Source organism: Rhodospirillum sp. A1_3_36 (assembly GCF_047263945.1).
Taxonomy (GTDB): Bacteria; Pseudomonadota; Alphaproteobacteria; order Rhodospirillales; family Rhodospirillaceae; genus Rhodospirillum.
This window is the reverse complement of sequence record NZ_JBLAVB010000003.1, coordinates 19,925-39,556: the sequence shown is the minus strand read 5'-3', so window position 1 is coordinate 39,556 and position 19,632 is coordinate 19,925. Positions and strand designations below refer to the sequence as shown.

General features: G+C 58.5%; 19 protein-coding genes. 10 read left to right on the top strand and 9 right to left on the bottom strand.

The window, feature by feature from the left end:
- Positions 1–55 precede the first annotated feature (55 nt).
- The gene (locus ACLIRY_RS07825) at positions 56–880 is read left to right on the top strand and encodes an alpha/beta hydrolase (protein WP_413204821.1); all 825 of its coding nucleotides are present in this window, start codon (positions 56–58) and stop codon (positions 878–880) included.
- Between the two features lie 281 nt (positions 881–1,161).
- The gene (locus ACLIRY_RS07820; protein WP_413204820.1) at positions 1,162–3,609 is read left to right on the top strand and encodes a putative bifunctional diguanylate cyclase/phosphodiesterase; all 2,448 of its coding nucleotides are present in this window, start codon (positions 1,162–1,164) and stop codon (positions 3,607–3,609) included.
- Positions 3,610–3,624: 15 nt separating this feature from the next.
- On the opposite strand, the gene ACLIRY_RS07815 is transcribed toward ACLIRY_RS07820, so the two are convergent.
- On the bottom strand, positions 3,625–4,701 hold the full coding sequence (locus ACLIRY_RS07815) for a tetratricopeptide repeat protein (protein ID WP_413205333.1): 1,077 nt from the start codon (positions 4,699–4,701) through the stop codon (positions 3,625–3,627).
- A gap of 654 nt (positions 4,702–5,355) precedes the next feature.
- Here ACLIRY_RS07815 and ACLIRY_RS07810 point away from each other — a divergent pair.
- The 3 genes from ACLIRY_RS07810 (at position 5,356) to ACLIRY_RS07800 (ending at position 8,573) form a co-directional block, all read left to right on the top strand.
- Positions 5,356–5,694 (top strand): P-II family nitrogen regulator, encoded by a 339-nt coding sequence (locus ACLIRY_RS07810; protein ID WP_413204819.1) that lies wholly within the window; start codon positions 5,356–5,358, stop codon positions 5,692–5,694.
- A gap of 14 nt (positions 5,695–5,708) precedes the next feature.
- The gene (locus ACLIRY_RS07805) at positions 5,709–7,037 is read left to right on the top strand and encodes an ammonium transporter (protein WP_413204818.1); all 1,329 of its coding nucleotides are present in this window, start codon (positions 5,709–5,711) and stop codon (positions 7,035–7,037) included.
- 267 nt (positions 7,038–7,304) lie between these two features.
- Entirely contained in the window at positions 7,305–8,573 is a 1,269-nt protein-coding gene (locus ACLIRY_RS07800) for a sensor histidine kinase (RefSeq protein ID WP_413204817.1), read from the top strand.
- Between the two features lie 291 nt (positions 8,574–8,864).
- Here the strand turns inward: ACLIRY_RS07800 and ACLIRY_RS07795 are convergent, their stop codons facing one another.
- From ACLIRY_RS07795 to ACLIRY_RS07785, 3 genes are all read right to left on the bottom strand, one after another.
- On the bottom strand, positions 8,865–9,638 hold the full coding sequence (locus tag ACLIRY_RS07795) for a flagellin (protein WP_413204816.1): 774 nt from the start codon (positions 9,636–9,638) through the stop codon (positions 8,865–8,867).
- 560 nt (positions 9,639–10,198) lie between these two features.
- Complete coding sequence (locus ACLIRY_RS07790; protein WP_413204815.1) at positions 10,199–10,669, bottom strand: hypothetical protein; 471 nt, start codon at positions 10,667–10,669, stop codon at positions 10,199–10,201.
- A 180-nt stretch (positions 10,670–10,849) separates the two neighbouring features.
- Positions 10,850–11,575, bottom strand: coding sequence for a response regulator (locus tag ACLIRY_RS07785; RefSeq protein ID WP_413204814.1), 726 nt, complete (start codon positions 11,573–11,575; stop codon positions 10,850–10,852).
- Positions 11,576–11,834: 259 nt separating this feature from the next.
- Between ACLIRY_RS07785 and ACLIRY_RS07780 the strand changes: the two genes are divergently transcribed.
- The gene (locus tag ACLIRY_RS07780) at positions 11,835–12,107 is read left to right on the top strand and encodes an HU family DNA-binding protein (protein WP_413204813.1); all 273 of its coding nucleotides are present in this window, start codon (positions 11,835–11,837) and stop codon (positions 12,105–12,107) included.
- Positions 12,108–12,194: 87 nt separating this feature from the next.
- On the opposite strand, the gene ACLIRY_RS07775 is transcribed toward ACLIRY_RS07780, so the two are convergent.
- Positions 12,195–13,217, bottom strand: coding sequence for a polysaccharide biosynthesis/export family protein (locus ACLIRY_RS07775; protein WP_413204812.1), 1,023 nt, complete (start codon positions 13,215–13,217; stop codon positions 12,195–12,197).
- Between the two features lie 303 nt (positions 13,218–13,520).
- On the opposite strand from ACLIRY_RS07775, the gene ACLIRY_RS07770 reads away from it, so the two are divergent.
- Together ACLIRY_RS07770 and ACLIRY_RS07765 are read left to right on the top strand one after the other, a co-directional pair.
- Positions 13,521–14,078 carry a hypothetical protein gene (locus ACLIRY_RS07770; protein WP_413204811.1) on the top strand — a complete coding sequence of 186 codons (558 nt, stop codon included), beginning with the start codon at positions 13,521–13,523 and terminating at the stop codon, positions 14,076–14,078.
- 161 nt (positions 14,079–14,239) lie between these two features.
- Entirely contained in the window at positions 14,240–15,586 is a 1,347-nt protein-coding gene (locus tag ACLIRY_RS07765) for a hypothetical protein (protein ID WP_413204810.1), read from the top strand.
- Between the two features lie 240 nt (positions 15,587–15,826).
- Here the strand turns inward: ACLIRY_RS07765 and ACLIRY_RS07760 are convergent, their stop codons facing one another.
- Positions 15,827–16,003, bottom strand: coding sequence for a hypothetical protein (locus ACLIRY_RS07760; RefSeq protein WP_413205351.1), 177 nt, complete (start codon positions 16,001–16,003; stop codon positions 15,827–15,829).
- Between ACLIRY_RS07760 and mtgA the strand changes: the two genes are divergently transcribed.
- Positions 15,978–16,646, top strand: a complete 669-nt coding sequence (gene mtgA, locus ACLIRY_RS07755) for a monofunctional biosynthetic peptidoglycan transglycosylase (RefSeq protein ID WP_413205332.1) — start codon at positions 15,978–15,980, stop codon at positions 16,644–16,646. The two genes, ACLIRY_RS07760 and mtgA, sit on opposite strands and share 26 nt — an antisense overlap.
- 4 nt (positions 16,647–16,650) lie before the next feature.
- Positions 16,651–17,721 carry a glycosyltransferase gene (locus tag ACLIRY_RS07750; RefSeq protein ID WP_413204809.1) on the top strand — a complete coding sequence of 357 codons (1,071 nt, stop codon included), beginning with the start codon at positions 16,651–16,653 and terminating at the stop codon, positions 17,719–17,721.
- 9 nt (positions 17,722–17,730) lie between these two features.
- Here the strand turns inward: ACLIRY_RS07750 and ACLIRY_RS07745 are convergent, their stop codons facing one another.
- From ACLIRY_RS07745 to ACLIRY_RS07735, 3 genes are all read right to left on the bottom strand, one after another.
- Entirely contained in the window at positions 17,731–18,081 is a 351-nt protein-coding gene (locus ACLIRY_RS07745) for an arsenate reductase (protein WP_413204808.1), read from the bottom strand.
- An 89-nt stretch (positions 18,082–18,170) separates the two neighbouring features.
- The gene (locus ACLIRY_RS07740; RefSeq protein WP_413204807.1) at positions 18,171–19,202 is read right to left on the bottom strand and encodes a DUF3369 domain-containing protein; all 1,032 of its coding nucleotides are present in this window, start codon (positions 19,200–19,202) and stop codon (positions 18,171–18,173) included.
- 111 nt (positions 19,203–19,313) lie between these two features.
- Positions 19,314–19,619: an STAS domain-containing protein gene (locus tag ACLIRY_RS07735; protein ID WP_413204806.1), complete on the bottom strand. Its 306-nt coding sequence runs from the start codon at positions 19,617–19,619 to the stop codon at positions 19,314–19,316.
- Between the last annotated feature and the right edge of the window lie 13 nt (positions 19,620–19,632).

Here is a 19,632-nt window from a genome sequence, read left to right as displayed (position 1 = left end):
CATTCTGCACACAAGGTTAGGGCCCCCCTGATCAAACGACCGAAGAGAATAAATCATGAAACTGGAAATCCTGCACGCTGCTCCCCGCGACCGGGACCCCGATGCCCCAATCCGCCCCCCGCTCCTGTTCGTCCATGGGGCCTTCGCCGGGGCTTGGTGCTGGTCGGAGACCTTTCTGCCCTGGTTCGCCGCGCGGGGATGGGATTGCCGCGCCCTCTCTCTCCGGGGCCATGGGGGCAGCGAAGGTCGCGAACGGCTGGATTCCTTCCGCCTGCGCGACTACGCAGAGGACGTGACCACCGTTCTGGATGGACTGGACGCGCCGCCGGTGCTCATCGGCCATTCCATGGGGGGCATGGTCGTGCAAAAGGTTCTGGAAGAAAGGGAAAGCACCGGAGAGATCGCAGGCGCGGTGCTCATGGCCTCGGTCCCGCCCAAGGGTCTTCTGGAAGGGGCCATGGCTATGGCCAGCCAGCATCCCAATCTCTATTGGACGGTCCTGCAAATCCAAACCACGGGCCGGTCCGCCTCGGGCCTCCGTCCCGTCGAGGATGCCCTGTTCCACAGCCAACCCACCCCGGCGGAAAGCGCCCGCTACGCAGACCTTCTTCAGGGCGAATCGTTGACGGTCATCAACGACATGACCTGGGCCGACGTCCCCCGCCCCCCCTTGCGGGTCCTGCCCCTGCTTGTCATGGGGGCGACAGAAGACTGGTTCGTGCCCCCGACCCAAGTGCGCGCCACCGCCGCCTACCATGGCGTTGAACCCCATCTGTTCCCCGATATCGGCCACGCGATGATGATGGACCGGGGGTGGGAAAGGATCGCAGCCGCTCTTCTCGACTGGCTCGAAGTCACATACGGTCAAGATATGGAATGAATAACGAGCGCATCTTGAGGTACAATCCGTTTCCAAAGTTCGACGTCAGGCAGAGAAGCATCTTCCCTGGCAACCTAGAATGCTCCGAGATCAAGTTTCACTTTATGCGACACTTTCGCGGTTTCCCGTAACAAACTGGATCGTGCCAACTGAAGAGCCCCCTCCGAATTTGGAACGGTGACGCGGTAACAACAACCGAGCGCACGGGCAGCTGTCCTTTACACAGTACCGGTGCACAGGCATGAGAGCGGTTCCGATCATGAGAGCGGTTCCGATATGGCATGGTAGATTCAAACGGTGCGGCCCTGTTCTCCCGCAACCTTCTCGAGAACGCCCCCTTTGCCTCACTGCGCGTCTCCCCCGTGGACGCGGAAGGGGATCTGTCCGTTTGCGGCATTCTCGAGGTCCAGGGAGGCCTTACCCCGGTGTTTGGCCGAACCCAAGCGCCCCTCTTGGCGCAGGGAACCCTCCACCTCGGTGACCTGATCGGCGAAACGGACCGGCTCCGCCTTGGTAAGGCCTTAGCCGCAACCACACGCGATGGGCGGGAACGAGTCCTCAACGCAATCGTCCTGACCTCCGGCTTGGCCGCCCAGGTCACCCTCCTGCCGGGTGTCCCCCAAGCGCCCCACCACAGCCAAGGTATTCTCCATTTCCGTCTCCTGGACGCCGCTCCTTCCCCTCCTCCCTCTCCCTCTGCCCAAACCGGAAACGAACGGGAGATCGATGGGGACGATCCTTTCCTGATGGTTGTGGATGCCATGCCCGACGGGTTGGTGGTCCTATCCGGTGAGGACGTGGTTTTCGCCAACGCAGCCTTCGCCAAATTGATGGGTGAGCCCGCCGAACACCTATCGGGCCGCCGTTTCACCGACCTGCTTGCGCCCGCCTTCCGCCAAGCTTGCACCGCCCGCCTTTCCGCACCCGGCTTCGCTTGGGAATTGAGTGCCCGCCTCCTATTGCCCGAAGAAACCCTGCCAGCCTTGCTCCACGGCAACACCTCCTTCGGGGGAGAGGGCGCACCGGTCTGCGTCGTCACCATACAAGCCGTCGAGGCTACGGGGATGATGCCCCTGCAAGACCGCCTCTACGCCGTACTGGAACAGATCCCCATTTCGGTGATGATCACCGATGTCCAGGGGGTCATCGACTACGTCAATCCGACATTCCTGAAAACCAAGGGCTTCGCCGTCGAGGAGGTCCTGGGCCTGACCCCCAGGCTTTTGAAGTCAGGAGAGATGAACAGCCGGATCTATGCCCAGCTTTGGAGCGACCTGAAGGCGGGACGAATCTGGCGAGGCGAATTCGAGAACCGACGCAAGGACGGAAGCCTGTTGTGGGAACGGACCACCGTCACCCCACTACGAGATGACCACGGCACGGTCACCCATTATATCGCCCTCAACGAGGACATCACTCAGCGCAAGGCTGCGGAAACAAGAATCTGGCATCAGGCCAACCATGACCACCTGACCAATCTGCCCAACCGCATCCTGTTCCAGGATCGTCTGACCGCAGCCCTGGCCCAAGCCCGCCGCAGGGATGCCCAGGTCGCCGTGCTGTTCATCGACCTGGACCATTTCAAAACCGTCAATGATATCCACGGCCATGCCACCGGCGACGAAATCCTGCGCCTGACCACAGAAAGGCTAAGTGAAGTGCTGCGCGACACCGATACGCTCGCGCGCATGGGCGGGGACGAATTCACCATTTCCCTGGTCAGCGACGGTCGGGAACGGGACTTCGCCCTGGTGGCGGAGCGGATCCTGGATGCCCTGCGCCGCCCCTTCGTCACCCGAACGGGCCGGGAAGTGCTGCTTGGTGGATCCATCGGTCTCTCCGTCTTCCCCCATGATGGGGAAGAGGCCCAGCCCCTGATCCGCAACGCCGACACCGCCATGTACCGGGCCAAAGCTGCAGGCCGGAACACCTATCAGTTCTTCACCAAGGAAATGACCCAGGAGATCCAGGGGCAACTCGCCTTGGAAAATGAACTGCGCAAGGCGGTCAGAAACATGGATCTGACCGTGTTCTACCAGCCCGTGGTGGACGCCGAGACCCTGACCGTCATGGGCGCCGAGGCCCTGGTCCGCTGGCCCTTGGCCGAAGGAGGCTTCGTCCCGCCCTCCCAATTCATCCCCATCGCCGAAGAACTGGGGCTGATTGAGGAAATCGGCGGCTGGGTCCTTTGGAATGCCTGCAGCCAAGCCAGGGTCTGGCATGAAAAGCTCAACCCCGATTTCCGGGTCGCAGTGAACGTGGCTTGGCGCCAACTGCGCGACCCCGAATTCACCGACCGGGTCCGGGAAGTGCTGGAAGGCGCAGGGCTGGCCCCCTCCTTCCTGGAACTGGAGATCTCCGAAGACGTTCTGTTCCGCGACTCGGACGGGATCAGCGTCAGCCTCAACAGGCTGAATGAGATGGGCGTGATTCTTTCCATCGACAATTTCGGATCCAGCCATAGCTCTTTGAAGCAATTACGCCGCCACCCCTTCAAAGTTCTGAAACTGGACCGCTCCTGTGTCGCCGACATGCTGACCAGCCACGAGGACGCGGCTCTGGTCGAGACCGCAGCCACCATGGCCCGACGCCTTGGCCTCCGGGTGGTGGCCGAGGGCGTAGAAACCGACGCCCAACTCACCTTCCTACGCGAGCACTACTGCGACATGTTCCAAGGTTACCTCTTCGGACACCCCCTCCCGCCCGAGGAATTCATGAAACTGCTGTAACTCCAGGAAAGAGTACTACCCGTCCAAGTCGGCCAGAAACCGCGCCACTTCCCGCCGATAATCGGGATTCTCTTTCTTGCGATGCGCCCCCATGGACCACAGGGCAAGCCCCTCCTCCGCCAGATCGGGCCGAAAGGCTTCCCGGGGCCAATCGGCCCGGCGGTAGGTCGGGTCCAGGGTGATCATGGCCTGGTGGGCGATCGATAGGGCATATTGATCCACCATCCAGATCATGCCGCCCGGCGTGAGAGCTTGACGGGCGAGGAGAGCCTGGACTTGACCTGCGAAAGCCCGGGCCGCAGGTGTCGGTGCGACCCCGACACAGGCCCCATGGAACCGCCAGAGAGGCCCCATGGGAAACCAGCCCTGATCGTTCAGAGCGATGTCCCAAGGAGCCAGCCACCCCGATTCTGGCTTCCACCCGTCGACCGGTGGCAAGGGCGCCCGCATGACACTATCGGCATCAACGATGACGATGGGGCTTGGCATCTCCATGCGGTCCATCAGGTCGGGCAGACGCAAATAGCGCATGGAGGCCAGCCAGGTCCGCGCGCCCATGGATCCATCTGCGGCCTGGGGCACCACCTCCCAGGACAGGGACAACCGGGCTGAACACAAGGCCCCGGCCAGCCCCTCCACCAAACCCAAGGAGGGACCATCAGGATTGGCCAAATGAACATGAACATCCCAGCCCGGCGCATTCCGGTCCACAGACAGAGCCATGGCCCGGCCCAGATCGCGGAAATAAATCGGATCGCAGGCCAGAAAAACCAAGGGACGCCCACCGGGAGGGGGGAAACGCATCTCCATGCCCGGCAGACGGGCCATCCAGGGACCAGCGTCGAGCAGCCGGGTCGTGTCCCCCACCCGCATCATGGTTCCGATGTGGTACCGGTCGTCCAAGCTGGCGGCACGGGCGTAGGCGCCCCGCGCAGCATCCATATTCCCAGCCATGAAGAGGGCAGACCCCAAGGCAAAGCTCAGCCCCCCATCTTCCGGTGCCCCCTTGACCGCCCGTTCGAAGTGGTCGACAGCCTCGGCCGCCCGTCCCGCCGCCATGAGGGCCGCCCCCTCGTCCATTTCCGCTTCCATCGGACTCACGATCTGCCCCTTTTCAGGCCCTCTCGCCGTCGATCAGAGCCAGACAGGCCTCCACCTGTTCTCCAACAGGACACGCAACGGTCCTAGAGTGAAACGGGATCAGCTTGAGTCAAGCTGGCCCCGTTTCACTTTGAGAAAAAGATATACCGCGTCACCGTGACGGCACCTTACTCCCTCAAACCACACAGGAAAAGCCCCCTGCAGATCGGCTCGACCCGAGGTGGAGGCACCAAAAAACCACCCTGTGGTCATTTTTTAATCACAATCCTCCGGTGGCATCTCTTGATTCGGACCCGTGATGGATCCTGACCCAGAAGAGAGGGGACTCGGGCGAATCTCACCCTCCGTCCGATTGTTCAGACCCATATTCGGTCCCCTCCCCTGAGACACCCCAGAGGCAAATCCAGCCCTTGCTATATTTTTCGATCAAACTGGAGTGGATTTGCTTAAATAATAATCACAACACGATAACGGGCTTCCAATAACCTGATTTCCCGCATAGGTATTTTTTCTTTATTTTCAATTGATTAGAACGTAATTCAGGAACTGGCACAGTCTTTGAATACTACACCTTATGAGCGCTCGTGGTCCAATGCATGGATGGCGAGGTTGTTTCAAGAATGCGATCCGATGGGGGTACGAGTAATGAAGCTGATCATGGCTATCATCAAACCCTTCAAGCTAGATGAGGTCCGTGAGGCCCTTACTCCGCTTGATATTCAGGGTTTGACCGTTTCCGAGGTTAAGGGCTTCGGACGACAGAAAGGCCAGACCGAGATCTACCGTGGCGCCGAATACCAAGTGAACTTCCTCCCGAAGGTAAAGATCGAAGTCGCCGTTAAGGATGACGTGGTCGACCAAGTGGTCGAGGCCATTTGCTCCGCAGCGCGCACCGACAAGATCGGAGACGGCAAAGTCTTCGTCTACGACCTGACCAAGGTCGTGCGTATCCGCACTGGTGAAACCGACGCCGACGCCCTTTAAGGAGACCCGGTTCCATGACTTTTCCGAAAAACATCCTGAAGCTCGCCGGCGCTACGGCTGTCCTCGCGGGTGCCTTCGCCGTACCGGCCCTGGCCCAAGACGCCGAGCCTGCGGTGAACTCCGAAATTGCTTACATCTTCAACACCTTTTCGTTCCTGGTCCATGGCGCGCTGGTGATGTGGATGGCAGCGGGCTTTGCCATGTTGGAAGGCGGCCTGGTCCGCACCAAAAACACCGCCATGCAGATGCTGAAGAACATCAGCCTCTACGCCGTGGCCGGCATCATGTATTACCTCATCGGTTACAACCTGATGTATGTGGGCGTTGATGGCGGCTATATCGGCAGCTTCAGCTTCCTGTACGATCCCAATGCAATGCCTGACCTGGACACCGGCTATTCCAAGATGTCCGACTGGTTCTTCCAGATGGTCTTCGTCGCCACTGCCGCGTCCATCGTGTCCGGTACGCTGGCCGAACGGATCAAGATCTGGCCGTTCATGATCTTCTGCGTGATCCTGACCTCCTTCATCTACCCGATCCAAGGCGCTTGGCAGTGGGGCGGCGGTTGGCTGTCCGAAGCCGGTTTCTCCGACTTTGCCGGTTCCACCCTGGTGCACTCCGTCGGTGGTTGGGCTGCCCTGGTTGGCGCCATCATCCTCGGTGCCCGTAAGGGTAAGTTCGGTGCCGATGGCCGCGTGAACCCCATGCCCGGCGCCAACCTGCCGCTGGCGACCCTGGGCACCTTCATCCTGTGGTTGGGCTGGTTCGGCTTCAACGGCGGATCCCAGTTGGCCCTCGGCTCCGCTGATGATGCCATGGCGATCTCCAACATCTACGTCAACACCAACCTGGCTGCGGCCGGTGGCGTGGTGGCTGCGATGCTGCTGACCCAAATCATGTACGGCAAGGTCGACCTGACCATGGCCCTGAACGGTGCGCTTGCCGGTCTGGTGGCCATCACCGCCGAGCCGCTGATGCCGACTCCTCTGCTGGCGATCATCATCGGCGCCGTCGGTGGCGTTCTGGCGGTTATTACCGTCCCGCTGCTGGACAAGCTGAAGATCGACGACGTGGTTGGCGCTATCCCCGTCCACTTGGTCTGCGGCATCTGGGGAACCATCGCCGTTCCCCTGTCCAACCCGGACACCTCCTTCGGCTCTCAGCTTCTGGGTATCGTCTCCATCGGTGTCTTCGTGACCGTCTGCAGCACCATCGTCTGGTTGGTCTTGAAGTTCACCATGGGCATCCGTTGCTCCGAAGAGGACGAAGAGATGGGGCTGGACAAGGCCGAACTGGGCCTGGAGGCCTACCCCGAGTTTGGTCATGGTTCCAAGTCCATGTAAGTAAGGGACACCATTCCCTCATACCCGACCTACCAGTCGGTCGCGGAAAACCCGGGAGCCAAGCTCCCGGGTTTTTCCAATGCCACGAGAGGTCATTCTCCACAGCTGCTCTGTTGTCTTTTACTCCGTGACAGGGCACACTTGATGGAAGTCATGCATATACTTTTAGCCGAACTTCTCCCTAAGAATACGGGTCAGGAACTGGGTTATAGGGCATACGCCGATCACGTCACTTATCACCCGCCGAGCATGCCGAAAGGCCAAGTAATGGACAGTGGCGCAGAAAATGAACTTCTGTTCGCCATGGAAGAACAGGGCAACGGTCCGTCTCCATCGGCGCCAGACACCAATCCCCTGGATTGGAAAATCTTGATCGTCGATGACGACCCAGAAGTGCACCTTATTACCCGAACCGTCCTAAGCAAGGTTCGCTTCAAGGATCGGGGCTTAAACCTGCTTTCTGCCCATTCTGCAGCGGAAGCCAGGGAGGTTCTGGCCGAATACGGGGACATCGCGGCCATTCTCTTGGACGTGGTCATGGAATCCGAAGACGCAGGCTTGCGGCTGGTCCATTATATCCGAGAGGAGTTAGGCAATCGCGCCATCCGGATCATTCTGCGCACCGGCCAGCCAGGGCAGGCCCCGGAACGGGAAGTGATCATCAACTACGATATCAACGACTACAAAGCGAAGACCGAACTCACCGCGCAGAAGCTGTTCACCACGATTGTCGGAGCCCTTCGGGCCTATGACGATATAGTGGAATTGGAGACGGGCCGGGAGCAGCTGCGCCTCGCCAACGCCATCCTGGAACAACGTGTCGCGGACCGGACAGAAGAGCTCGCCCGCTCCAATGCCGAATTGGAGGCTTTCGCTTATAGCATTTCCCATGACCTGCAAGAACCTCTGCGCATGGTCCGAGGGTACCTGCAGCTCATCCGCAGACGCCTGGGAGACGCCTTGGACCAGGAAACGGGCGAATATATGGAATTCGCCCAGGATGGAGCCAACCGCATGGCCACCATGATCAGTGATCTTTTGGACTATGCGCGGATTTCAGCTCAAAAGACCCAATTTTCCCCCCTGGACCTGCGGGTCCCTGTCGACCGGGCCTTGGCCAACCTAGCCCTCGCCCTGACGGAAAGCGGCGCAATCATCGTGAAGCCCGATACCCCGGCCCTGGTCCACGGGGACGAGGGGCAATTGAGCCGACTGTTCCAAAACCTGATCGGCAACGCCCTGAAGTATCGGGCGCTGGATCATGTCCCTGCAATCACTATTTCTATCGAGGCGACAGACCTTGGTCAACGTCCGGCCTGGCGGATTTCCGTAGCGGATAACGGCCCTGGAATCGCCCCGAAAGACCAGGAAAGCGTCTTCACCCTCTTCCATCGGTTGCATGGTGGATCGACCAGCGGCACGGGGGTTGGCCTTGCCCTCTGCCGCCGTATCGTGGAACGCCATGGCGGGCGTATCTGGCTGGACCCGCATCCGGGTGAGGGGGCAACTTTCTTGACCCTACTCCCTGCAGCCTAGCGTGAAACTGGATCAGCTTAACTCAAGCTGGCCCCGTTTCACTTTCGTTATTTATACCCCGCCCCCCACCGAGGCCTGAGGCCCCGGACCCCCATTCGTTTTTTTACCAATGGGATCAAAGGGTCCGTGACCCTTTGCGGGTCTGGGCAGAGCCCAGCAACTGCGAAGCAGGGTTGCCGAATTTTCAAGGACACAGAGTTACGTCTTCATTCCCGTGAAAACGGGGCGCTGCAATAAGCATGACAAGACATCAAGCTGATCGCAGGCAGCGTCTCTCCTCACGGAGGAGCCCTAAAAGAGCTGCACAACCGCCCGCTCGCTCTGGGCTGCAATATTCAATCCCGCCGTAGCCAATTGGTCCCGGGTCTGAAGCGCGAGTGCCTCCGCAGCATTCTTATTCAGATCCGTTTCGACCAAATCTGAGGCCCCCGCTTCCAGGTTGTTTTGAAGCTTTTCCGTAAAATCCGCACGGATACTGAGAATCGACGAGGTCTGCCCCAGAGTTTCGGCAGAGCTCCGCACCTGGTTGATGGCGGCGTCCACGGAGTCGACAGAGAGGGACAGATTAAGGGACGCACTGTCCGCCCCCTGTCCTTTGATGGTCAGGTTGCTTCCATCCTCTCCCCCATAGGCGACAGTCAAGTCATCGGGATTGGAAGAAATCAGATTCACACCATTATAACCCGAATCCTGTGCCAAATAATCGATCTGCTGGGAGATTTCGTTAAACTGCTTTTGCAAGTCAGCTTGACGGGTTGGATCCGAGGTCTTTTCGTATTCGGAAGCAATGGCCTTCGCCTGATTCAAGGCCGCCTCAATGGAATCCAAGCCACCAAGGGCCGATTCGACGGTTGAAAGCCCCTCATTAATGTCATTCTTCACCGTCGCCAGGTCCGACGCACGATCAGTCAAACTCTTGGAGGCCAACTCAGCGATGATATTCCGCCGAGAATCCTGACGCCCGGTCGACAGTTCGTTTTGATTGATGCCCTGGGAGCGATCAATCCTCTGTAAGTTTTGGATGGAATTCAATGAACTGGAGGATAATCCGACCTGGTCAGACATAACGATCTCCTTTCAGGAGTTTTTTATCTGAATATGAGAGTACCTTAAATCGGAACCAGATACCAGTCGGTGACCTCCATCACAGGATGGAGAAATATGCGGAAACGAAAAGAGCGTCACGACCACCAGTCGATGGAGCACAATTTGACATAGGGACCTGGACAGGTCCGATCATGGCCGCCGCAACCGCCCCTATCCCCGACTTACACGAAGCGGCGCGGATTGAAACCCACGCCGCTTTTCTTGCGTTCAAATGCCACACAGGCTTTACCGCTCTGACAGGCACAGCGGCCACTTGGCCGCTTACACTGCATTTCACTCTATTTATACCCCGCCCCCAACTGGGGCCTGAGGCCCCGGACCCCCATTCGTTTTTTACCAATGGGATCAAAGGGTCCGTGACCCTTTGCGGGTCTGGGCAGAGCCCAGAAACTGCGAAGCAGGGTTTCAGGATTTTCAAGGAAACAGAGCATATATAGATTTTAGAATGCTCCCATATCACATGAGGCCGTCCGGCCCGCCCCAGTGAAGAGCCCTCAGATCTTCCCTGCCATTTTCCGCTACTCAGCAGCAATCGGCAAAGGAAAGGGCACGACCTCGGCTTTTTTCTCCGGCGGCAGAGCGACCCGACACGCTCGCTGGGACGAGACCAGGGCGAGGATATTCAGTGTTCGCATCCCCAGGGCCACACCCCGTGGAGACAGCCAGCGGGAAAGCGTTCCCTCGTCAACTTCGGTCACCACACCCTGCCCAACGACCCGATCAAACATGCGGGCCAACACCCGTTCATCCACTCGATATAGGCTGGCGCCAGGAGCAGCCAAATTCAACGGGCGGTGCCCATGCACCAGGAAGATGGCGAGCAAGCTCCCCAACCCCGGCAAGGCGTCGCCCAAACCGGCTGCAAAGAGGCTACGGGCCGCTTCGGTCGGAAAACCGCCAGGCGCTCCCGGGCATCGGGCCCAATGGCGTGCCGCATTGACCAAAGTTACACCCGAACCCCGACCAATCGGATCCTTGTCCACATGCATCTTGCCGCTCCCTCATCCGGTTCCATAAACTGTCCACAGGGAAATAGCCCCTTAATTTATGCGGACATGATATCGCTATTAATAATCGATCTCAACTAGAAACACGGATAGGGCCCCCGAGCCGCCGGAAAATTGGGTTCCGAAAAGGACGAGCCCCCCGAACAGGCCTTCGTCGCCCCCCTATTCGATCCGAACCGTTTCGGCGAACAGATACCCCACTCCGGGCATGGTCAGGATAAAGTCCGGTGTTTTGGGATTATCGCCAAGTTTTCGCCGCAACCGCCCCACGAGCACGTCGACACTGCGGTCCGTGATCGCCGTTTCCGATCCCCCCATACCATCCAACAACTGATCCCGGGTCAAAGCCACACCTGGCCGCTCCACCAGGGTGGACAGCAAACCGAACTCTCCCGGAGTCAAGGCCGTGACGGACCCATCAAAATGGACGAGCCGCCTCTTGGCCAGATCCAAGGTCCATTCTTTGAAGACCCGCTTACGTCCCGTTGCAAGGGTCTCCTCCGGCAAAGTCGCCGACGCTGTCAGACGTCGGGCGAGATTGCGAGCCCGAACCGCCAACTCACGGGGGTTAAAGGGTTTTGTCATATAGTCGTCGGCGCCGATCTCCAGCCCCACGATCCGATCCACATCCTCTGCCCGGGAAGTCAAGATCAAAACTCCCAACCCAGGATATCCCCGCAATTCCCGGGCCAGATCGAACCCATTGGCGTCGGGCAGGTTGATATCCAAAACCACCAAGCAAACCCCGCCACGCCGCATGGCCATGCGCATCTCTTCGCCTGTGGAAACCTCCCGAACAAGGAACCCTTCCGCCTCGAGGGTCTTCGCAATCAAGACACGGGTGGTCGCATCATCTTCGACGACAACAATTTGCCTTTTTTTTTCCATTTTTTTCCCACTATTCCATCGTCTGCTGAACGACCATCGTCTTATTGATTCCTCTTTATTTCTAACATTTTACCCGGTTTTCGACCAAGCGGACAAACACATTATTCGCACCTGTTTACAGCCATTTACGACCATTCATCCTCGCCCAATCGCAGGTTAACAGCGCTGCACTACGTTTCTATTGCTCTCCTCGGCTCCCCAGTTGAACGGATACCTGGGATGCGAGGCCCCCATTGACTTGCTACTATGGAGATGTGTCATGACGTTGAACGAATTGCGGCTCAAAGTCGCCGAGCTCTCCGGCCTTCCCAAAGGAACCGCCGCCGAGGTGGTGGACGTGGTTTTGCGATCCATGGAAACCGGCCTGGCCAAAGGTGAAAAGATTTCGATCATGGGCTTTGGAACCTTCCAAAGGGCCACGCGCGCGGGGTGGATCGGTCGGGACCCCCAGGGCCGAGGCCCCGTTGAAATCAAGCCCCTGGAAACCGTCCGCTTCCGCCCCGGAAAATACCTGAAGGCGGCCTTAGAGTGAAACGGGATCAGCTTGACTCAAGCTGATCCCGTTTCACTCTAGATCAAATTACCCGCCTAAGGCCCCCTGTTTGGCCCTCTCGACCCCTTACAGCTTGTTGGCCAGATCCAAGCCACCGAAGACGCCCAGGAAGCCCCGAAAAAAGCCAATATTTCCCACCACTTGATCGGCGTATCGGTTGGCCGTCGTCAAAGCAGACGGGGGAACATAAATGATCGCGTCGCCGGGAAGGACCAAATCGTCCTCCAACATCGCCTGATCCCGCAGTCGGTCCAAGTCCAGGTACCGCATGCGGGGTTCGCCCTCCTTTGTGAGGTATATGACCCGCGTTGCTTCCGTCTTAGCCGAAACCGTCGCCCCGCCGGCCATGGAAACGGCCATCAGAACCGTCAGGGATCGGTCCGTCGTCAACATCCCTGGCGCATTCACTTCGCCCATGACAAAGGTGCGGATCCCTGACCCGGACGCCAAACTCACCTGGGTCAACAGGGGCAGCCCCGCCTTGGCATAAGCCTCGTCCAGGCGTGCAGCCAATTCTCCCAAGGTCAAATCCATGGCGGACACGGCGCCCACCCGTGGGGCAACCAAAGTGCCATCAGGCAAAACAGAAAGCGTCTTGTCCGCCCCGGGTCCGTTGCCAATGTCCTGAAGGAACAAATCGGCCTCCACCGTTCCCTGTTCCAGGGCGAGGCCGATATCCGGCGCGCGGACCACTTCGGCGAAACGCGCTGCCAGGGCGGCCCTTGCTTCGCGCGTCGAGCGCCCCGCCACGTCGACCATCTGCACCTCTGGCAAAGACAGGCTGCCATCGGGCATGACTCTGATTTTTCTGGATTGACTCGGTTTCTTTGGATCCTGACCCGAGACCTGCACCAGGTCGCCCGGCTGAAGACGGTAGAAATCCGCCTGGGGGGCGGGATCAATGCTGTAAGAGACGACAACGGAATCCCCGACCTGCAACCGATAGGGAGGCACCAAACCATGCATGGCCTCAGCCACTGCAGCGCTGGCCTCTGCCTTTTCCACCGGAGTTCGCGCCGACAAGTTGATCCGCTCACCCCCGGGCTTGATCTCATAGGTGGCCTCCACACATCCCCCGAGAACAAGCATCCCAAATATGGCAAAGCTGTTCAAAAAACCGCGCGAAAAAAGAGAGGGAATACGCAAACGCATCACAACGGAAGACACCTTTTAAGGGCCAAATCCAATGGGTGAATCCCAATGGATCCAACAGTAAAGCAGGCTCCCGCCCCATGGAAACAGGAATCCCTGGCCCTTTCCAAGGCGTCTAGAATCGCCGGAGATCCCCCAGACAGGGTGGGTCTTCCCTTGGCGTTGCAAAGGAAACCCCCTATAATGGAGGTATCCGATCTGGCCAAAGGTCGCCCCTCCAGCACTGGACCTTCCCCTTCAATGAGCAAAAAAAAGTCCTCCGAAGACCACGCGATTCGCGAGCTGGGGGAATTCCTGGCCATATTGGAATCACGCATAGCCGCCCTAGCTGACACCGCCGAAGTGCTGGAGCGTCATGGGGAACACCCTCCCCGATTCGCGGACTATTCCAGAACGAGGACTCTGACAAGCGAATGTTTGGCCTTTTCGATTGTGATTGAACGTCGGGTCGAGATGGTCCCCGAGGACAGGCGAGCGAAAGCGAAAGACCGTTTCGATAGGGCCACTATCGCCATATGGTCCACCCTGCTGGACTGTTCCTTGAAGTTTCTGAGAGCCATTGCAGAGGAAGAACATCTCCCCTTAGGGTCGCGGGAGGTCTTTTTACATGAGATCAAGACTTTGTATGACGCCTACAACACATTGACCCTTGACCGCTACGCCAACAAGGTCGAGGAAGAAACATTGAAGAAACGGGCTGCGGCGGAACGTATCCTGAATGAGATCATTGACCGTGCGCCAATGCTGCTGGATTTAGGGAGCCAAGCTTCCGGTTTGGACAAGAACAAGCGGACTTAGATCAAATCGTGTGAAACATCCATCGATTTGATGCTGTTACTTTGATCTCGGTGAACAGGTTACACGATTTGTGGAACCGGTGGCCCAGGTCCATTTTTAGACAAATTGCTTCGACCCTTCGCCCAAACGAAGGCCGGGGCCAAATCGAGGGAAAGACGACCATGGCACGGGCGCCAGAAAGGGCGGCAATGGACAAGGTGATGGCCGGTAATAAGGGCAGCGCTCCCCAACCTGTGCGCCTGAAAGCCCGCGTGCAGACAGGGTTCCAGCTTTTGCGCGGTCTCCTGGGTCAAGCGGGCTATGAGGATCTGGTCGATCGCATCGCCAAGTGGGAATCGGTCGATGAAGTGATGGTCTCCGCCCCTGAAATCGTCCCAACATTGCTCGGGCTGGCCTGGGAATTGCGCCACGACGGGGCTTTCAAGGACCTGTTCCAGGCCAGTGATGGTTCAGGCATTGTCGAAGACAAGGCGCATCCCATCGCGCCTTGCAACCGCTCCTATACTCAGATCGTCCAATCTCACCTGCTCGCCTGCCTTCGCTTAGGCCTGGACCGGGCGGAACAGGCATGGGCGGTGAAGGAGGCACGGCGGGCGAAGGCAAGGTGGCGAAAGCAACAGGAAAATGCACCGAAAAGCCTTCTGAAAGGCCTCTTCAAACGGGAAAAGGAACCCGTGTTCGACCCGGCGGATTTCCGGAAGCGATTTCCCGGGAACGGTCTCAACGACCTGCTAAAACCTCATTTGAAGCGAGTCAATCAGTTCACCCTGATCCCCGCCTACATCCAGTTAAGTACAGCGCAGGCCCATGTCCTGGGAGACCTGCTGGAGCAGTTCAACAAACCCGCTCAGATCCTGTTTTTGGCCTCTCTCACCGAAGGGGACATCAGCGTTCTGCGCAGTTGTGCGCGGATCTACTCCTCTTGGAAGTTGTTCCCCCCCAAGCCCAAGAAACGTCCCAACCAGGAAGACGAGCCTTTCACCGAGGAAATGGAGCAGGCCCTGGTGGAGGAGGAAGCCAAGGTTTTCCGCAACCTCCTGGCCAACCACCACAAGGCTATGGAAAAGCTCAAGGAAATGGGGCCGAGCGCAGAGAAGCTCATCCATACGGTGGCCCCCATTTTCGGCGACCGGACCTGGGATATTTTCGCCGACGAGACTGCCCTTTCCAACGTGATCAATACGCCTGGACATTTGGTTCGGGCCCTCGGCACCAGTTGCCGCTATGTCCCACCGGCCCTGTCGGAAGTCTTCCTTCAGATGAACGACCAGGAAATCATCAAGGACATCTTGCGGTTCTGCCGAGAAACTTTCAAAGAAGAAGAATTCGCCTTCTACCTGAGCGATCCCTCCCGTCTTCCCGTTTGGGCTGGTCTACCCAAGAAATTCAACAACAATTTCAAATACCAACGGGATGCCATGAAAAGCAATCTGATCCGCAACGAGAACGACCTACGCACCGTTTCCGGGGGAATCTTCGAATCCCTGCGCCAGGGCAAGGAGCTTTAGAGCATCGAGCGGAAAACTGGGGGCCGAAGGGAACGCGGAGCTTTGCCCCGCCCCCACCACCTCTTTGGCGAAGCCGGAGCCTGAAGCCCCGGCCGCCCACTTGGGATCAAAGGGTTCGCGTCCCTTTGCGGGTCTGGGCAGAGCCCAGAAACTGCGACGCACATTTTCCGAATTTTCGAGGAAACGGTGTATAGATCAAATGAACCGCCCTAAATCGATGCCGATTTGGGGCGGTTTAATCTAGAGTGCCTTCAAGGCCAAGTTGGGCCAAGGCAGCAGGAGAACAAGAGCGGACATGGCCTGGAAGAGAACGTCTAAGAGCGCAGGCAGCGACCGGACCCGCAGATCCAAGGTCAAAGGGTCTCTCTCCCAGGCGGTCCGTTGGGCGGGGATGGCGCTTGTGTGCTTGCTCGTCATATGGCCCTTCGTCAATCTGTTGGCTTACCGGATCCTTCCTGTCCCCATAACCCCGCTCATGATCCTGCGTTTGATCGAAGGGGAAGGCCTCACCAAAGACTGGGTGCCGATGAAGGCGATTTCTCCCAATCTCCGCAAGGCAGTGATCGCGAGCGAGGATGGTCGGTTTTGCGAACACGCCGGATTCGACTTAAAGGAATTGGAAAGGGCCTGGGCGACCTACCAGAAGGGGGGACGCCTAAGGGGAGCGAGTACGATTTCCATGCAGACGGCAAAAAACCTTCTATGGTGGGATGGACGAAATCTCATCCGCAAGGGGCTGGAAGCCTATTCTACGGCCCTTATGGAGCTGGTTTGGCCCAAGGACCGGATCCTTGAAGTCTATTTAAACATCATCGAATGGGCGCCGGGGATCTATGGCGCGGAAGCTGCCGCACGACACCATTTCGGCATTCCCGCAGCAGACCTGTCCCCCCGCCAAGCGGCTCTTCTGGCCGTCATCCTTCCCAATCCACGGAAATGGTCTGCGAGCAAACCGGGACCCTACGTCTCCCGCCGCGCAGGGACCATCCAGGCCCGCATGGGCTCCGTACAACTGGAAGCCGATGGCCGCTGCCCACCCCGCCGTCAGGCAGGACAATAACGTCATGAGCGATATCACCAACCGCGCCGCCTCCCTTCTGATGCGTCTCCACGATCAGGGCGTCGGCTTCCTGGCACCAGGCGTGGAGTTCAATGTCTTTGGTCTAAGTCTGTCTAAAGGATTGACAGACTTAGGAATTCCGTGCTTTGGCCAGTTTCCGGAATGGCCAAAGGACCGGGGAGGCACCTGCCCGCTCATCGCTGCGCCCGACCGGTTTGCCTCCGCTGGTTTGCTACTCATAGACATCAGAGGCATCCCCACGCAACGCAACCGTATCGCTCCAAAAGTTCTGGAGGACATAAGAACGCTCGGTTCGGAGCGATTGGTTTTCCTGATGGACGGAGACGATGCAAGCAACCGGATTACACCGACCGATATCCCCACCTTGGTCGCCCATGAAAACCGATTTTTCGAAATAGAAGGGTGGCGCGTCCCCTGGTGTTTCGGCCTGATGCCCACCACACTTGGGAATATCGACAGGGCAGTCTCTGGCCCCCGCACAGACACCATCAGCCGCTCCTTCACCCCCTCTTTGCACCAGGGACTACGGGACCACCTGGACGTTATTTTACTTCCCCGGCTGGGAAAGCACCGCCCTATCAACCAAACCATCGACGCCACAGCCGGCCGCGTCCAGGTTTCCTACATGCAGAGACTGAAAGAGGCGGACATCTGTCTCGCCTATGGCGGACAGTTCATGCCGGACATAAGCAAAAACCTCTCGCTGAAGGAAAGCCAAGCTGCCCTGTTGGACCATGCCCGTTTCCATGACTCCCCGGTTCTTTTCCGCTGGGACAGCTGGCGTTTCTGGGAAAGTCTCGCCTGCGGGGCGGTAACCGTCCATGTGGATCTGGAGAAATATGGCTGCCGCCTTCCCGTCATGCCGACCAACTGGGTTCATTATGTGGGACTGGACCTCGCCAATCTGGAGCGGGATATCGACCGTCTCTTGTCCCCCGACACGGATCGCCGGGCCATCGGCGAGGCAGGCCGCGCCTGGGTCGTCCAGCATTATTCACCCACGGCCCAGGCCTTCCGTCTTCTTGCCACGCTCGCCCTGTCCGGTCGACCGTGACACCCGGTTTCAAGCTTGGAAAAAGGCCTCGTATTGCTCTGGCTTGAACCCCAGAAGCAAGACTCCGTCCCGCTCCAGAACCGGTCGCTTGATCATCGAGGGGGAGTCCACCATCAAAGCAATGGCCCTGTCGCGATCCAATCCCGCCTTCAGGTCGTCGGGTAACTTGCGGAACGTGGTTCCCGCCCGATTCAATAGCTTTTCCCAGCCCAGGGCATCGCACCAACGGCCGAGCATCTCAGGTGTCACCCCCTGCTTCTTGTAATCGTAGACCTCATGCTCAATCCCATGCTCGGCCAGCCAAGCGAAGGCTTTTTTCATGGTGTCGCAATTCTTGATCCCGTGGATCACAGTGGCCATGGGACGTCTCCATTGGTCCGGTTCAAAACCGTTTGAGCTTCGGGGAAAGGCAAGGGAGTCCATCGGTCTCAATCGCCAAGGCAGGCCGCCTACCTTTTGTCGAGAGCCGCCCGCAAGCGGGCGTTTTCCGCAGTCAGGGATTCCAATCGACAGACATTATCGAACCCAACGGAAATATTGTCACAGAACACCTGCACCATATCCCGGTCCCCGGCCAACAACGGCGTGTCGGCCCCAAGGAAAATGACCGTCTCCCTCCCATCCTTCGTCGGCATGTAAAGGGCCGTTGCCGAAGGAACAACCTGGGTTTCCTTCTGCTCCAAGGCCGTTTGAATCAAGTGCAGGACACTGGGGTTTTCCAGCTCTTCCAGGGGGCGGCCACTCATCTCTTCATAGGCGCCTGACGCGGCCAGGATTGTCACAGCTCCCGGCTCTCCCATGTCGTCACGCCCGACTTGGGCACAGAGGATTCCATCCCCCGATATACCGAGAAGAGCATTGAGCTGGATCAACACACCCGCAGCGAACTTCTCCATGGAGCGCTGCTGGAAAAGCGACGCAGACGACTCCAGGATTTGACGAAGCCCCCGTCTGGAATGCACCAGAGCCATGATATCGTCGTAACCGCGCAAGGCCGAAATCAGGGTGGTGTGCAGTTTTTGCGCCGTCAGCTCGGTCTTCGCCTTGTAGTCATTGATATCATAGGCCTCGATCACTTCCCGTTCAGGTGCCTGGCCGGGTTGGCCCGTGCGCAAAATAATACGGGCGTGACGATTCCCCATGTCCTCCCGGATGGTGCGAACCAGACGCAAACCCGCGTCATCGGTTTCCATCACCACATCCAGAAGAATCACGGCCACATCGGGCAAGTCTTCCAGGATTTTCCTGGCCTCGGCTGCGGAATGGGCTGAGTACAAAGTCAAAGCCCGTCCCTTGTACCGAATCTCCCCCAATAGCATGCGGGTCAGCGCATGAACTTCCTGATCGTCGTCCACGACCAAAACCGACCAAGGGGTCAATATCGGCCCCGAGGGGAGCCCTTCTTCTTCGTCGTCGGCGAAAAGGAGCGCATCCTCCTCTATCCCCGTCGAAGAAGAGTCCTCCCACTCATCACTCGCCATGCCACTCGTCCTTCCCTTTCAGGCGTAAAATCCGGCGAAGACCCTATCATGTCCTCCCCTCCGCTCCACATGGAAATGAACTCAGCAGGGCCGTAAAATCAAGGACAACCGTCACATGTATGAGACAATTTTCGCAGGCAAATCAAGACCAAGGCGATCTTGCACAGGGGGGCGGACGCCCGTCATGAACAGGGAAACCGAGCACATCCGCGCTCGGTCGGCACAGAAACGCAGCATTCCTGCTGCGGCATGGTCCACGCCTTCGACAGCGCGCATATCCAAAACCACCCGCCTGACCCAGGGTTCTTCCAGGGCCAGGGCCAATACCCCCAGCTCCCGCCCGTCACGGTAGGATAAGGGACCGGAAAAGGCCACACGGACCTCTTCCCCGACATCGTCCATCGCATGAGCAGACATAGCATTCACCCAT